This is a genomic window from Chryseobacterium sp. 22458 (genome assembly GCF_052044975.1).
Classification (GTDB): Bacteria; Bacteroidota; Bacteroidia; order Flavobacteriales; family Weeksellaceae; genus Chryseobacterium.
This window is the reverse complement of record NZ_JBQEOA010000004.1, coordinates 21,981-36,103: the sequence shown is the minus strand read 5'-3', so window position 1 is coordinate 36,103 and position 14,123 is coordinate 21,981. Positions and strand designations below refer to the sequence as shown.

At 38.3% G+C, this 14,123-nt stretch carries 10 protein-coding genes and 4 tRNA genes; 7 read left to right on the top strand and 7 right to left on the bottom strand.

Annotated features, from left to right (window positions below; genetic code table 11):
* Positions 1–180: 180 nt before the first annotated feature.
* From ACTJJF_RS14475 to ACTJJF_RS14465, 3 genes are read left to right on the top strand one after another with little or no spacing between them, the layout of a single operon-like run.
* A complete protein-coding gene (locus ACTJJF_RS14475) occupies positions 181–1,455 on the top strand; it encodes an erythromycin esterase family protein (RefSeq protein ID WP_440700097.1) in 1,275 nt (424 codons plus the stop codon).
* A complete protein-coding gene (locus ACTJJF_RS14470) occupies positions 1,455–2,357 on the top strand; it encodes an ABC transporter ATP-binding protein (protein ID WP_440700096.1) in 903 nt (300 codons plus the stop codon). The genes ACTJJF_RS14475 and ACTJJF_RS14470 overlap by 1 nt, the downstream gene beginning before the upstream one ends.
* Positions 2,350–3,132: an ABC transporter permease gene (locus tag ACTJJF_RS14465; protein WP_440700095.1), complete on the top strand. Its 783-nt coding sequence runs from the start codon at positions 2,350–2,352 to the stop codon at positions 3,130–3,132. The genes ACTJJF_RS14470 and ACTJJF_RS14465 overlap by 8 nt, the downstream gene beginning before the upstream one ends.
* 60 nt (positions 3,133–3,192) lie before the next feature.
* Here the strand turns inward: ACTJJF_RS14465 and ACTJJF_RS14460 are convergent, their stop codons facing one another.
* Positions 3,193–3,723, bottom strand: a complete 531-nt coding sequence (locus ACTJJF_RS14460) for a thermonuclease family protein (protein ID WP_440700094.1) — start codon at positions 3,721–3,723, stop codon at positions 3,193–3,195.
* Between the two features lie 253 nt (positions 3,724–3,976).
* Here ACTJJF_RS14460 and ACTJJF_RS14455 point away from each other — a divergent pair.
* The 4 genes from ACTJJF_RS14455 (at position 3,977) to ACTJJF_RS14440 (ending at position 4,398) form a co-directional block, all read left to right on the top strand.
* Positions 3,977–4,051, top strand: a tRNA-Pro gene (locus ACTJJF_RS14455).
* A 14-nt stretch (positions 4,052–4,065) separates the two neighbouring features.
* Positions 4,066–4,139, top strand: a tRNA-Arg gene (locus tag ACTJJF_RS14450).
* A 96-nt stretch (positions 4,140–4,235) separates the two neighbouring features.
* Positions 4,236–4,310: transfer RNA gene (locus tag ACTJJF_RS14445), tRNA-Pro, on the top strand.
* Positions 4,311–4,324: 14 nt separating this feature from the next.
* Positions 4,325–4,398, top strand: a tRNA-Arg gene (locus tag ACTJJF_RS14440).
* A 581-nt stretch (positions 4,399–4,979) separates the two neighbouring features.
* On the opposite strand, the gene ACTJJF_RS14435 is transcribed toward ACTJJF_RS14440, so the two are convergent.
* From ACTJJF_RS14435 to ACTJJF_RS14410, 6 genes are all read right to left on the bottom strand, one after another.
* Positions 4,980–5,825, bottom strand: a complete 846-nt coding sequence (locus tag ACTJJF_RS14435; RefSeq protein WP_440700093.1) for an SH3 domain-containing protein — start codon at positions 5,823–5,825, stop codon at positions 4,980–4,982.
* Positions 5,826–5,842: 17 nt separating this feature from the next.
* Positions 5,843–6,670 carry a 50S ribosomal protein L11 methyltransferase gene (gene prmA / locus ACTJJF_RS14430; protein WP_440700092.1) on the bottom strand — a complete coding sequence of 276 codons (828 nt, stop codon included), beginning with the start codon at positions 6,668–6,670 and terminating at the stop codon, positions 5,843–5,845.
* Between the two features lie 273 nt (positions 6,671–6,943).
* A complete protein-coding gene (locus ACTJJF_RS14425; RefSeq protein ID WP_440700091.1) occupies positions 6,944–7,657 on the bottom strand; it encodes a 3-ketoacyl-ACP reductase in 714 nt (237 codons plus the stop codon).
* Positions 7,658–8,036: 379 nt separating this feature from the next.
* Entirely contained in the window at positions 8,037–9,626 is a 1,590-nt protein-coding gene (locus tag ACTJJF_RS14420) for a calcineurin-like phosphoesterase C-terminal domain-containing protein (protein WP_440700090.1), read from the bottom strand.
* A 28-nt stretch (positions 9,627–9,654) separates the two neighbouring features.
* Entirely contained in the window at positions 9,655–11,100 is a 1,446-nt protein-coding gene (locus tag ACTJJF_RS14415) for a SusD/RagB family nutrient-binding outer membrane lipoprotein (RefSeq protein ID WP_440700089.1), read from the bottom strand.
* A gap of 11 nt (positions 11,101–11,111) precedes the next feature.
* Positions 11,112–14,084 carry a SusC/RagA family TonB-linked outer membrane protein gene (locus ACTJJF_RS14410; protein ID WP_312298192.1) on the bottom strand — a complete coding sequence of 991 codons (2,973 nt, stop codon included), beginning with the start codon at positions 14,082–14,084 and terminating at the stop codon, positions 11,112–11,114.
* Between the last annotated feature and the right edge of the window lie 39 nt (positions 14,085–14,123).

Genomic DNA, 14,123 nt, shown 5'->3' with positions numbered 1-14,123 from the left:
CATGTATTTATCATTGCAAACAGTTTCCTATTTCCGGAATCAGAAAAAGTGACGAATTGACATTATTTTCAAATGGCACTATTTTCGATGAAAAACATATATATTATTTATAAAAACACCCTATTTTTTATTAAATTAAAAACAGAAATCTATATTTAATAACCGTGCAATTTTAAACAGATGAAGAAACTCCTTTATATTTTTATCATTTCTGTTATAGCCGTTTTATTCCTGAATAAAGTTGTTTTCAAAGAAATTCCTGAGAAAGAGAAACAGGAGCGCCTTGAAGATGTCCGGCGGTATACCCATCCTATCACAAGTATTTCTATGGATCATGCTAATAACAGTGATCTAAAAATCTTTGATTCTATATTGAAAGACAACAGAGTTTTGATTCTTGGAGAGAACGTACATTCCGATGGTGCTACCATGCAGGCCAAAGGCAGAATGATCCAATATCTGCATGAAAATTCAGGTTATAATGTGGTTCTGTATGAAGCCGGACAATATGATACCTGGATCATGAATGAGGAAATGAAAAATCATTCATTGAAGGTTCATCCAGATTCTATCGGGGGTCTCGGACTGTTTGATTTCTGGTGGGACAATAAAGAAACCCGACCGCTGATCAATTACTATCAGAAAACCAAAACGTCTGCCCAACCCATAGAACTCGGCGGATTTGATATACAGTTTACCGGAAATGTTCTGTATGACAGGAGAAATAATCTGCTTAAGGAGTTTTTAAGCAAAAATAAGATTGATCTCAAACCTTTCAAGGTTTTCAGCAAATACATGAATCAGCTTAATCATTTCATGTTTGAAGGTTTCGCCAGAAGAACTCTAGAAGGCAAACAGAAGGAACAGCTCTTCAATGAAATGAACCAACTCGAAAAGGCCATTGCCAAACTTGAAAAAACTCCGGAAAACAGAATGTATGGAAGGTACCTGCATGATATGAGAAATTATTTGTATAAGATCTCAAAATATAAATCCGGAACCCTGTCAAGTATGCAGTTCAGAGACTCGCTGATGGCTCAAAATCTTATCCATCAGATCGATTCTGTTTATCAGGATCAAAAAGTCATCGTATGGTGTTCCAATATTCATTCTTTTGCATATCAGGAAAGTAAAGATTACCGTCCTATAGGGGCTTATATCAAAAGTAAATATGGAAAAGCTTCTTATATGATTGATTTTTCATCGTATGCTCTGTTCAATGATAAAGGAAAAGTTATCGAAAAGCCAGGAAAGCTCGCCATTGAAAATATCTTTCATGCATTGAAAACTCCATATTTCTTTATTGACCTGCGGGCTGTTCCCAATACCTCTATTTTAAAAAAGGAATTTACTTCCACCATCAATCAGAGAACAGACCAGAAGAAGGTATGGAGCCGTTTTTTTGACGGAATTTTCTATATAGACATCAACACTTCTTTAACCCCCATCAAATAATGGAAAGCATTACAACCAGAGATCTCAGTTATAAAATAGGCTCTAAAACCATTTTGAATAACATCAGCCTCAACATTCCGGAAGGCAGCATTTATGGCTACTTGGGAAGGAACGGTGCCGGAAAATCCACTACAATCAAGCTGCTGTTAGGGCTTTTGGAATCAAGCAGTGACAATATTTTCTTTCAGAATAAAAGTTTAAAACAATACCGGACAGAGATCCTTGCCAATACCGGAAATCTTATCGAATCACCTTGTTTTTATACCAAACTGACCGTTTTTGAAAACCTGAAATACCTGGATATTATCTATGGAAAAGGCTCAAAAAGAATCGATGAGGTTCTGGAACTGGTAGATCTGCACAAGGAGAAAAAGAAGAAAGCAAATGCCTTATCCATGGGAATGAAGCAACGACTGGGAATTGCCATGGCCATTTTTAATGATCCCGGGCTTCTGATTCTGGACGAGCCGCTCAATGGCCTTGATCCACAGGGAATTTTTGAGATGAGAAAGCTGTTCCAATACCTGAACGAAGAGGGAAAAACCATTTTTCTTTCCAGCCATATTCTGAGCGAACTTGAAAAAACCGCTACGCACATCGGGATTATTGAGGGTGGGGAAATGATCTTTCAGGGAACAAAAAATGAACTGCTCAATCAGGTTGAAAGAGAAGTCACTTTGAAAGTTGATCAGCCTGAGAGGGCCTTATCTATATTACAGGAATCTTTTTCCGCAGCATTAAACAGTTCCGGTAAAATCTCGGTAAAGATCACTGATGATAAAGGTTTCAACACCCTTTTGAAGAGTCTTATTCAAAACGGAATTGAGATCTATGACACGGAATCTCAAAGCACCAACCTTGAACAGATCTTCATTAATTTAATTTCTAAGAAACATGACTAATACCAATACTTTCTTTAAGGCATTTTCATCTGAACAGTATAAACTGTCCAAAAACAAAGAAATTTTCGGGATATTGCTGCTGCCTGTTTTTATTATCCTTGCGATTGATCTGTATATCGCTTATGACGTCCTCAGCTCCGGAAGCGATGCTGCAAACGGAACTTCAAACCCATGGAAAATGATGTTGGGCAAAACAGTATTCATGTTCTATTATCTGCTTTTCCCTATTCTCACAGCTCTTTTTGTACATGCCTGCTGTGATGTGGAATACCGGAATAACAATTATAAGATCCTTTTTACGCTTCCGGTTTCAAAGGCCAGGATCTTTTTTTCAAAAGCGCTCTTTATTCAGATTACTGTTTTTTTCTCAGTCCTTTTCTCTTATGCAGCATTTCTGCTGAGTGGCTATCTTTTAAGCATAATTTTTCCTGAGCTTGGCTTTCAGAATTATGATTTCAGAGAGGTTATTTTTTATGTTTTCCTTAAGTTTTTCATTACACTTTCCGCCATTGCCATGGTACAATTGGCATTAAGTCTTCTATTCAAAAACTTTATTTACCCTATTGGTATCGGCGTATTTATGCTGCTGTTCTCCACAATCATTCATGAGAAGAAGTTTTCTGATTTTCTGATTTATACAGGCGGCTATAAGTCACTTGATAATCTGATTATTGAAAATACGGTCTTTGAAAGGCTCGACTATTCCAATATTGCTGCAATTTTTCTATTTATGGCTGCCAGTTTTTATCTGTTCATTAAAAAGAAAGGTGAATAAAAAATTAATTTAAACTGAATGGAAGTTAAGAGGTTATTCAAAAGACAACAAAGGAGCGATTTATATCACTCCTTTCGTTTTTGCTTTGATTTCATTTTTGAATGCTTCGGATTTTTTAAGTTTTGAAGCTTCTCTTTTCATCTTCCTGTATTCCCAGGGAGCCATGGCATTGACATCCTGCCAGAGGCCAATTTTTTTAGCCTGAGCTTTTTCCTGAACTTTACCTAAAGTGGTATCTTTAGAATAAGAGAAGTACCACCAGCCCATTCCTGCTTTGATCAGCTCTTTGGAAAGGTATTTGCCATCATCATAATATACCTTGGCAACGGAACGTCCATAACGGTCTGTAGTGGTTTCCACAAAATTCACAGTTTTGCCAAACACCTGGGCGGAGGTAAACTTTTTAGCGTTCTTCCCGAATGCCTGACCGTTTTCAGGGCAGTCTACTTCAGCCAGTCTGAGCTTTTTTTGTTGGTTTCCTTCTAAAAGTAAAGTAATGGAATCTCCATCTGAAATTTTGATCACTTTTCCGCTGGTCTGTGAGAAGATCAATACCGGAAAAAACAGATACATCAACATTAATCGTTTCATGGGGCAAATATAGGAATTAGTATTTTTTACAAACATAATATTCCTACAAAATGCAAGACTGGTGGGACAGCCGGAAGTTTTTCTTCATTTTTCAAAATAGGGTAAGTCAATGGTTATTAATCGGGTAAAGTTAATGAAAAAGTTTTCTCAAAAAATTAATTAAAATTTATCTTAAAATTTATTTTTTTATTCCAAAAAGTATTGTACCTTTGCAACCGCAAAAACGAAGTAAATTCGTTATTGATGGCCATCTCGGGGCGTAGCGTAGTCCGGTCATCGCGCCTGGTTTGGGACCAGGAGGTCGCAGGTTCGAATCCTGCCGCCCCGACTTAAGAAAATTAAGGGTGCGTAGCTCAGCTGGATAGAGCATCTGCCTTCTAAGCAGACGGTCAAAGGTTCGAATCCTTTCGCGCTCACTCAATGCTCACAGTAATCTTGTGAGTTTTTTGTTTCAAAAAGTGTTGTATCTTTACAATGCGAAACGAAGTAAAATTCGTTACAGATGACCTCATCGGGGCGTAGCGTAGTCCGGTCATCGCGCCTGGTTTGGGACCAGGAGGTCGCAGGTTCGAATCCTGCCGCCCCGACTTAAGAAAATTAAGGGTGCGTAGCTCAGCTGGATAGAGCATCTGCCTTCTAAGCAGACGGTCAAAGGTTCGAATCCTTTCGCGCTCACTGAAACCTCACACTTTATTTTTGTGAGGTTTTTTTGTTTTTAGATCACATGGCTTCATATTTTTTTAGTCCGATCAATAAACCTAACAGGTTTTTAAAACCTGTTAGGTTTGGAATATCTGTTAAATATTAACTTATCATACAATAATATAACAATTCTACGTTTCATCGCATCAAAATGCTGTTTCGCCTGCTTATTTTGCTGAGTCAGCAGATGTTTTATACAGACGAATTACAAATCCGTGTACTTTTACTGTAAACTTGATCGGAAGACCGATAAAAAGTTAGTTTTAATTATTAAGGAACATAGATTAAGAGTCAATAAAAATCTTTTTGTGCACTTTATATTCCTTGTAGCCATTTTTGATGGCTTAACTATATGCTTAATCATGTTTGGGTAGGGTTGGTTTATTTCCAATCCTATTTTTGTATTGTGAGAGATTTTGTAAACTTAAAGAATCTTGTATTATGAGGATTTAATTAAAAATATTTGATTTTTTCAACTCTGAAAGCATCTCTGATTTTAGAAAAAATAAAAACCGCTGTTAATACAACGGTTTTATCTCTATCTGAATATTCAGTTATTTCTGTTTATATATGCTTCCGTTCCACAGGTACGTTTTGGAAGAGTGTTTTTTGATTTCCCTGTCTTTATCATCCATTTCCATATCTTCGGTTTTCAGGATAAATGCACCCGGAATTCCCCCTTTATCATTGGGAAAGACATATTCTTCGCTATGATAGAACACTCCTGCATCAGCTACATTCATCAATTGAGGAATAACAATCAGATTCTTATCCTTAAAAAAGGCATACTGATCATAGGTTGCCACGCCACATGCTTCTCCGGAAACCATTGCCTTCAGAGTGAATTCAACATTCTGCAGTTTATGATTGCTTTCAATAGTAAAAGCTGCAGTACTTAACTCTTCGTCCATTCCTGTATTGAAAAAGACCTCATCAATAAGCATATTACCTTCCATTACTTTTATACCGGCAATATTCTGCTTTTCAGTATCGTTATATTCCTTGTTTTTTCTTTCCACTGTTTTTGACAGTCCGAAGAGGAAATCATAACCGTTTTTATTACGAAATCCTACACAAAGATTACCACCCCAAACATATCCTTCAGCAATTGTATCTCCTTTCTGGTAAGAAATTTTATACCAATTGGCTTTTCTTTCCCCCAGCTTCAGAACGGGAACTGTTTCTTCCTTTTTAATGATCATAACCTGCTGATTGGTCTGTAATGAATCTACAATCTGAGCATTCACAGCGGGGTCTTTTCTGACTCTCGTCCAATCTGTAAAAATTTTCTGGGTTTTATTCTCTTCAAAACCAAAAACACCATCTGCATAGATTTCATTTTCCTGTGCTGCCATCAACTGCAGCGTCAGTAAAAATAAAGCCGTCAAAAAAGTTTTCATATTTGTATTTGTTTTTATTATTTTTCAAGCAGCAGGCTTACCCATTCTTCACGCTGCAACTGTTTTTTCAGCTCAAGACCGCTTTCTCTGCAGACTTCAATAATATCATCTACATCAAAGAAACAAAGTCCTGAAAGTAATAGTTTTCCTCCGTCATTCAATACAGAAACATAGGTTGGGATATCAGAGATAAGAATATTTCTGTTGATGTTTGCCAGGATGATATCAAAATGTTCCTGCCCAAGATTTTCAGCTGTTCCTTGTTCAATATCCAGCTCAACATTGTTTCTTACTGCATTTTCTTTTGAATTTTCTACAGACCATTCATCAATGTCGATTGCTTTGGTATCTCCGGCTCCCTGCTGTTTTGCATAGATTGCCAATACGGAAGTTCCACATCCCATATCGAGTACTTTTTTACCATTAAAATCAATATCCATCATCTGCTGGATCATCAAATGGGTGGTAGGGTGATGCCCTGTTCCGAAAGACATTTTAGGCTGGATGATAATTTCATGCATTCCCGTTACCGATTCATGGAATTCTGCTCTGATCAGTACTTTATCATCAATATTGATCGGGGAGAAATTCTTTTCCCATTCTTCGTTCCAGTTGATATTCGGCATTTCTTCGAAAGAATATTCGATTTTTACATTTTCATTTTCAAATATCGGAAGTGCTTTCAGCTGATCTTCATTGAATAAATCAGTCTGGATATATCCTAAAATTCCGTCAATTTCTTCTGTAAAGCTGTCAAAACCTATTTCTATAAGTTCTGCCATTAATATCTCATTCCAGGGTTGTAATGGAGAAATCTTGAAATTGAATTCTAAATAATTTTGCATGTGAGTAATTTGCTGCAAAAATACTAATGTTATTATTGTTAAAAAAATGGAAGGGATAAGTTTTGGGTAAAGTCGGAGAATTTACGTTTCTTTTCCAAAAACTGAAGGGTCGTTGTTATCATTTTAATCGCTCGCAGATTATGCTGATTGCGCAGATTAAAATCCTGACTTCATTTTTAGGTTTCGGCTAAAGCCATTTGAAGGTATTTTATAAAGAAAGCGGGCTAAAGCCCGCTCCTATTGAATTTTATTTCTTTCTGAATTTTATCCTTTTTAAGGATTGGTAGAGAAAATAGAACCATTCGCAATCAATGCTCTTCTGTTCATTTTCAGAATATCTCTTACCCACTCTGCAAAGTCTTCGGGCTGCAATACTTTATCAGGATTTCCGTCTGTAAGACCTCCCTGGATGCTCATATCAGAGGCAATGGTACTTGGTGTAAGGGTGATCACACGGATGTTCTGCTTTCTCCATTCTGCCATCATAGACTGGGATAAAGATACCACTGCAGCTTTTGAAGCGGCATAGGCAGACATATTCGGACCTCCTTTCAATCCTGCTGTAGATGCTACGTTTACGATATCACCTTCCCCTCTAGCTTTCATAAACGGGTGAGCTGCTTTAGCGGCGTAGTACACCCCGAACAGATTGGTTTTAATGACCTGCTCCCATGTTTCAGAAGGCATTTCTTCAATAGTACCAAAATCTCCGATTCCGGCATTGTTGATTAAAATGTCAATTCCTCCCAATTGTTCTGCCAAAGATTCTATTCCTGCTTTTACCTGAATTTCATTGTCTACAGAAAAAACTGCATAGGCAGAGTTTACTCCCAGTTTTTTGATTTCCTCAACCGTCATTTTAAGGTTTTCTTCGTTTCTTCCTGTAATGGCAACGTTTACTCCTTCATTGGCCAGAGCTAAAGCTACAGCTTTCCCTAATCCTCTTCCGCCACCTGTGATGATGGCATTTTTTCCGTTTATATTCATAGTAGTAATACTTTTCGTGATGCAAATTTACGAAAGAACATTTTTATGGGATGGGGAAAATGGAGATTTAATACTTTTTTATGGTTGGGATAACAACTGAGATTTATATTATTGAACCACAAAAGGCCAAAAAGTTTTAAGCACTTAAGGTATTTGAAATTTGAAGTAACAAGCTTTGAGCATATAAAGTACACCAAAGTTTATGAAATCTCTGATTTTCATGTAAATTGAACTTAGTTATACAGTATTACTCATGTACTAAAGTGCTTAAAGAAATCTTTTGTAATTTTTGTGGTTTAACCTCTGCAAAAATAAAAGCCGGTCTTTTGCTGAACCGGCTTCAAAATCTAAAAAAGGTATAGTAAAAAAAATAAAAAGCTTAAGGAATCTGAATTGAATTCTGTACTTCAAATTCTTCTGAAGCGGAGAATTCATTTCCGAACATGTCAACAGCTTTTACCTCCACGGTATGTTTTCCCAATGATAGTTTCTTTGGAAAACCTGCTTCCCAGATATGTTTTGACATTTCAGGATTGGAAGGTCTTCTTCCCTCTAAAATCTTTGCCGTAGTATCCCATTTGAAAACAGAAAGGGCAAAATTCGGGTCAATGGTTTCGTCATACTCCATTTGTTCCCATTTTCCGTTGTCTATTCTGTATTCAACCTTGTCTTTTTTGCTTCCCATAAAGAAGTTTGCCAATATTTTTGCAGATGTTTTCGACGGGAATGGAATCACTTTCGGAACATATAATTTGATCTGATAGTCTTCAGGTTTACCTGCAGTTTTGTATTTTATTTTATATTGATTGTCATTAAAACTGATAAAAGAATACCCTTTCGCTGTACCGTCCCTCATAGTAGAAGTAGGAAGACCTGTATCGTCAGGGGTTCCGGAATACCAGTCTCCACAAGTAGTTCCTGCATTATATTCATGCAGTTCCCGGATTCCGTTCCAGCCTTCTTTTTTTCCATAGAAAATCTGTTGCTGAATATGGGTATGTGCAGATAACAGCAATACATTCTGGAACGGATTTAAAAAGTCAAATAACTTCTGACGGTCACTGTTCCTGAAGCTGTCCTCGTTTTTATGTTCCAGCGGAATATGGAAAGATACTACAATCAGTTTGTCTTTGTTTACTAATTTCAGGTCGTTTTCAATAAACTGAAGCTGATCTTCACGGAAGCCTCCCCAGTAGCCTTTACCGTCTCTTGGATCTGGATAAAGAATATCATCTAAAATGATAAAATGTACATTACCATAATTGAAAGAATAGTTGGCCGGGCCAAAATTCGCTTCAAAAGTTTCATCAGATTGTTTATCTTCTTTGGCATCATAATTCATATCGTGGTTTCCCATTACATTATACCACGGCAGGCCAATTTCCTTCATCACATCAGCATAGGGTTTCTGTAAGCTCAGGTTATCTCCTACCAGATCGCCCAGACTGATTCCTAATACTGCATTTTTCCTGGTATTTTTAACTTCATTTACAATTCCTCTCCTGAAGTAATCCAGCTCTTTTTCTGTGTAAGGCTGCGGATCTCCAAAAACAAGGATATCAAAGGTTTTGTTTTCATTTTGTCTGTAAAGCGGGAAGTTCAGCTCTTTTGGAAGTTCTCCTGTGGGTGCAACTCCTTTATATTTAAAATCTGCCGGTGAACCTTTTGTTTTATGATGATAATAAAACTGAGGCAGGTTATTACTGTTCAAAGCGGTCTGATATCCTGAAGGCTTGATCACAAAAATGGTCTGATCATCCTTTACAGGGAGACTGTAACGTCCGTTTTTATCTGTCAGCACAACCTGAATTCCATTAGAGACTGCTACTCCTTCCATTCCTTTTTCACGGTTCTCCTTTTTCTGGTTTTTATTAATGTCTTCATATACATACCCTGAAACGGAAGACTGGGAAAATGCCATTGCAGAAACCAGCATACAAGGCAAAAGAAGTTTTATATTACTTTTCATATTTTTTAGTATTTAATTAAAAAAACAGTTATTTATTCCACCACATTTTCACATTGATATCATCTCCGCCCATCTGCTGTACTGCTGCCTGATAATTTGCTGTATTCAATACTTTGGGATTAGGGGGATACATCAGTCTCTGCGGAAGATTGCCGTTATTCAATAATCCTCCGTTATTGGGAAGTACCGGGAATCCTGTTCTTCTTTTTTCAAACCACTGCTGATGGTCTACAAAGAATAAGGCGATGTATTTCTGGAGCATTATTTTTTTCAGATCTGCTTCATAAGTGACATTCGGGTTGTCGAAATAATTGGCAGGAGTTACCGCTCCCCACTGTTCTATAGAAGCTTTCACACCGTTTTCGTAATAGTTTTTTGCACTTCCGCTGATGATGCCTTTAAGGGCAAGCTCGGCCATTGTAAACTGAAGCTCGGCATAAGGATATACAAAAATCTTCATGGGTGCCTTTGCCAGGTTCTGATTAAGGTTTGAAGGCTGATAAGTAAATACGGTCCCGAAAGGATATCCTGACGGTGCACCCACATATCCTATATTATTTCCTTTCAGGTCTTTTGCCTGGCTAAGGAACATTGGGATACGGGGATCATTATTGGCTTTTAAAGCCTGTACAAAGAAGTCTGAAGCGGCTCTTCCGGTAGTAAAATCCTGAGGTCTTGCAATAGGCGGCATCAATGGGGAAACTCCTGTGATATCAAGCTTTGCAGCATCAGCATTGCTTTGAAAAACCGGATATACTGCAGGATTATTGGCAATTTCCTGAATTCTTTCTTTGACGTTTACTTCACCCTCTTTGCTTAAAATTCTTGTCAGTAATCTCAGGGAAAGTGAATTACAGAATTTTTTCCAGTTGTTGATCCCGTTCGGATCTGTATCTGCTTTATAGAAAAGATCTCCTCCCGTAAGCATTTTATTGGTAATGAATAGGGAGTTGGCGGTTTTAAGATCATCCAACAAACGCACATAAATATCTTTCTGCTTATCAAACTTAGGCTGTAAAATATTATCATCCAGCTGTGATGCCTGTGAAAAAGGGACATCGCCATAGGTATCAGTAAGGTTGGAATAGATCCATGCATTCAAAACCATGGAAATAGCCTGATAATTTTTGTCTCCTTCATTAATGGCCGCTTTTTTCAGATCATCTACCTGCTTCAGCCATTTGTAAGAATTGTTCCAGAAACCGGATCCTGTATTTTCTGTGATGTAATACCTGCTCAGTGAGTTTCCTTCATTAGGGAAATCCAGGGATACCTGCATGATGTCAAAGGTAAAATCATTAGCCCTGTTGTATCCCACTACAGACATATTATACTGTACCGGAACCAGCAATGCACTGGCAACAGGAACATTGATTCTGCTTTTATCTTTATTGATCTCGTCAAGGTTCCTGTCACAGGAAACAACACTGCTTACAAGGGCAAGAAATGAGCATATATAGACTAGTTTTTTCATTTTCTGATTTTTTAAAATTTAACGTTTAACTGAATTCCGATTGTTCTGGACTGCGGCAACTGTCCTATTTCCACACCCGGAGTAATGGTGGAATTATCAAGGGTAGCCACTTCCGGATCAAATAATGGGAATTTTGACCACATCCAAAGGTTTCTTCCGAATAAGGCAAGGGTAATATCTGTAACTTTTAAAGGTTCAATAGTGGATTTCGGGAAAGAATAAGAGATTCTCGCATCTCTCAGCTTAATGAATGAGGTATCGAATGAGTTGGTTTCCACATTGGCCCTTCTGTAATAATCTCCGTAATAGGTGTAAACAGGAATTCCTTTTGTATTGGGAGAAAAGCTTCCGTCCGGATTCTGAACTACTCCTTCCCCTATTATAAGACCACCCGGATTATCTCTTCCCACAAGTGTATGGGTAAGTTTCCCCTGTTCAGACATTTTGTGATGGGACTGCGAATAGGCAGTTCCTTTATACTGGCCGTCAAATGAAAAGCTTACACTGATATTTTTATACCTGAATTCGTTCTGAAGACCTGCTCTCCACTTCGGGTAGGCATTTCCTATCTTTTTCATTTCATTCGGTTTTGCGGTAAGGCCGTCAGTGCCATAAATCACCTGCCCGTCCGGCGAATACATCAGTCCGTATCCGTACATATCTCCCAAAGAACCGCCCACTACAGCATTATAATACACCACACCGCCTATACTTCCCATTGTATAAGGTGCTCCTTTAAATTCTTCAGGTAAGGAAAGGATTTTGTTCCTATTCATAGACCAGTTGGCATTCACATTCCAGGAGAAGTTTTTCGTTTTGACAGGGTAAGCACTCAGGGACATTTCAATACCTCTGTTTCTCAGCTCACCGGAGTTGATGATCCTTTTATTATACCCTGTTTCATACAACACAGGAATAATGATCGACTGGTCTTTGGAGTTATTCTGATAAAATGTAAAGTTGAAGATCAGTCTGTTTTTCAGAAGATTGAAATCCATTCCTCCTTCTATGTTCGTGATCATTTCCGGTTTAAGGTTTGGATTCGGGTATAAGGAAGGGGATTCTACCGATCCTGTAAACACACTGTTATCATAATATTTTTCAAGCATGTAGTTGTAAGTGTCGTTTCCTACCTGTGACCATGATAATCTAAGTTTCCAAAGGTTTAAATTATCTGATTTTAATTTAAAAATATCAGATAAAACAAATGAAGAAGCTACCGACGGATAGAAATATGATCTATTGTGGCTTGGAAGCGTACTGCTCCAGTCGTTTCTTGCCGTCACATCCAGGAAGATCATATCTTTATAGCTGAAGTTGGCTAATGCATATACACTATTCACCTGGTTATCATTAGGGCTGGCAAGCTTAAAATCCTGTGAAGTGGCATTGGAAAGCTGGTAAAGTCCGGCCCTGTTGAGTCCTATTGCCCTGTAATCATTCATCGTGTATTCATGATACCTGATATTTCCTCCTGCAGAAGCTGTCACGCCAAAGTCACCGAATTTATTTTTGTAAGTAAGAAGGATATCATTATTAAGGTCAAAATACCGGATGTATTGTTCTCTGTAAAATCCTTTCAGATAATTGGCAGAGCTCCACGGTCTTCTTTGGGTGCGAAGCTCATTGCTCCATTCCAGACCTGTTTTATAGACGATATCAAAATTCTTTGCCAGCTGGTAGCTGATGTTGATATTTCCGGTTATTATTTTTTTGTTTGTACTGTTCAGGTTTTCGTAAGCGATCAGATAAGGATTATCAATATAGGAACTGAAAGGATGTACCTGATCTATCTGCTCGGCTCCTTTTCTCCAGATCGGCTTATACCAGTCCAGGTCTACATTCGGATTCTGGAAAATCATGAAATAGGAAATCGACTGGTTATTGTAACCCGTTGCAGGAAGGTTATCACTTTTCGTATTGCTGAAATTGATTTTGGTTCCGATCTTCAGTCTGCTGCTCAGTTTATGATCCAGTGACAAGGCTGCATTTAATCTGTCGAAACCTGTATTCGGCATCATCCATTCATTTTTCAGATAAGAAAGAGATGTTCTGAAAGCAGTACTTTCATTGGAATGCTCCACAGACAAGCTGTTGGAATAATTGGAACCTACCTGCCAGAAGTCTTTGATATTGTTTTTATAAGGTCTCCACAGTTTTCTTTCCAGGCTCTGCCCTTCTATGGCCGGATCATACTGAAAGTAATACTGGCCTTCAAATTTAGGCCCGAAAGCACTACTGGTGGATCCTGTATTCACTCCATCCACAGAAGCTCCGTAAGAATAATAGTAGTTTCCGTTTTTATCTCTCTGCTGGGTTCCCTGCCCGTATTCATACTGATAATCCGGCCATTTCAGAACGCTGTCAAAGCTTGTGTAAGAGTTTAAGGTTACCTGAACTTTTCCTTTTCTGGTCTTTCCGGATTTGGTTGTAATCATAACTGCTCCCCTTGATCCTCTGGAACCGTATAAAGCAGATGCGGTAGGACCTTTCAGAATGGAAATAGATTCGATATCATCCGGATTGATGCTGTTGAAACTGTCTCCATAATCAATGGGCAGATCTCCTCCTGATCCGGCACCATAGGCGGCTGTTCCGGTCCCGGTTTTTCTTCCGCTTAAAGGGACACCATCCACAACAATCAGCGCATCATTGTTTCCAATACTCATAGAAATGTCTCCACGAAGGGTGATACGGCTTGTTCCAAGAGGTCCGGCCCCGGCAGTCTGAATCTTCAATCCGGCAACTTTACCCTCTAGCGCCTGCGCCCAGTTGTTGTTCTGAGTTCGCAGGATTTCCTCAGATTTGACAGTTTGAGTAGAATATCCCAAAGACCTGTCTTCTCTTTTGATTCCCAAAGCAGTAACGACTACTTCGTCAATTCCTTTAATACTGTCTTTCTTAGCTTTCTGCTGAGCCGTCAGATGGGCACTGAATAATCCTAACAGTGACAAAACCAACAGTTTTTGTGTCTCTTTACGCATTTCCTTTTGTTTGCGCAAAATTAAAACGACATTATGAGT

Coding starts and splice junctions, on each gene's coding strand:
- ACTJJF_RS14475 (WP_440700097.1), top strand. CDS start 181: ATGAAGAAACTCCTTTATATTTTTATCATTTCTGTTATAGCCGTTTTA.
- ACTJJF_RS14465 (WP_440700095.1), top strand. CDS start 2,350: ATGACTAATACCAATACTTTCTTTAAGGCATTTTCATCTGAACAGTAT.
- ACTJJF_RS14425 (WP_440700091.1), bottom strand. CDS start 7,657: ATGAATATAAACGGAAAAAATGCCATCATCACAGGTGGCGGAAGAGGA.
- prmA (WP_440700092.1), bottom strand. CDS start 6,670: ATGCAAAATTATTTAGAATTCAATTTCAAGATTTCTCCATTACAACCC.
- ACTJJF_RS14470 (WP_440700096.1), top strand. CDS start 1,455: ATGGAAAGCATTACAACCAGAGATCTCAGTTATAAAATAGGCTCTAAA.
- ACTJJF_RS14420 (WP_440700090.1), bottom strand. CDS start 9,626: ATGAAAAGTAATATAAAACTTCTTTTGCCTTGTATGCTGGTTTCTGCA.
- ACTJJF_RS14415 (WP_440700089.1), bottom strand. CDS start 11,100: ATGAAAAAACTAGTCTATATATGCTCATTTCTTGCCCTTGTAAGCAGT.
- ACTJJF_RS14435 (WP_440700093.1), bottom strand. CDS start 5,825: ATGAAAACTTTTTTGACGGCTTTATTTTTACTGACGCTGCAGTTGATG.
- ACTJJF_RS14460 (WP_440700094.1), bottom strand. CDS start 3,723: ATGAAACGATTAATGTTGATGTATCTGTTTTTTCCGGTATTGATCTTC.
- ACTJJF_RS14410 (WP_312298192.1), bottom strand. CDS start 14,084: ATGCGTAAAGAGACACAAAAACTGTTGGTTTTGTCACTGTTAGGATTA.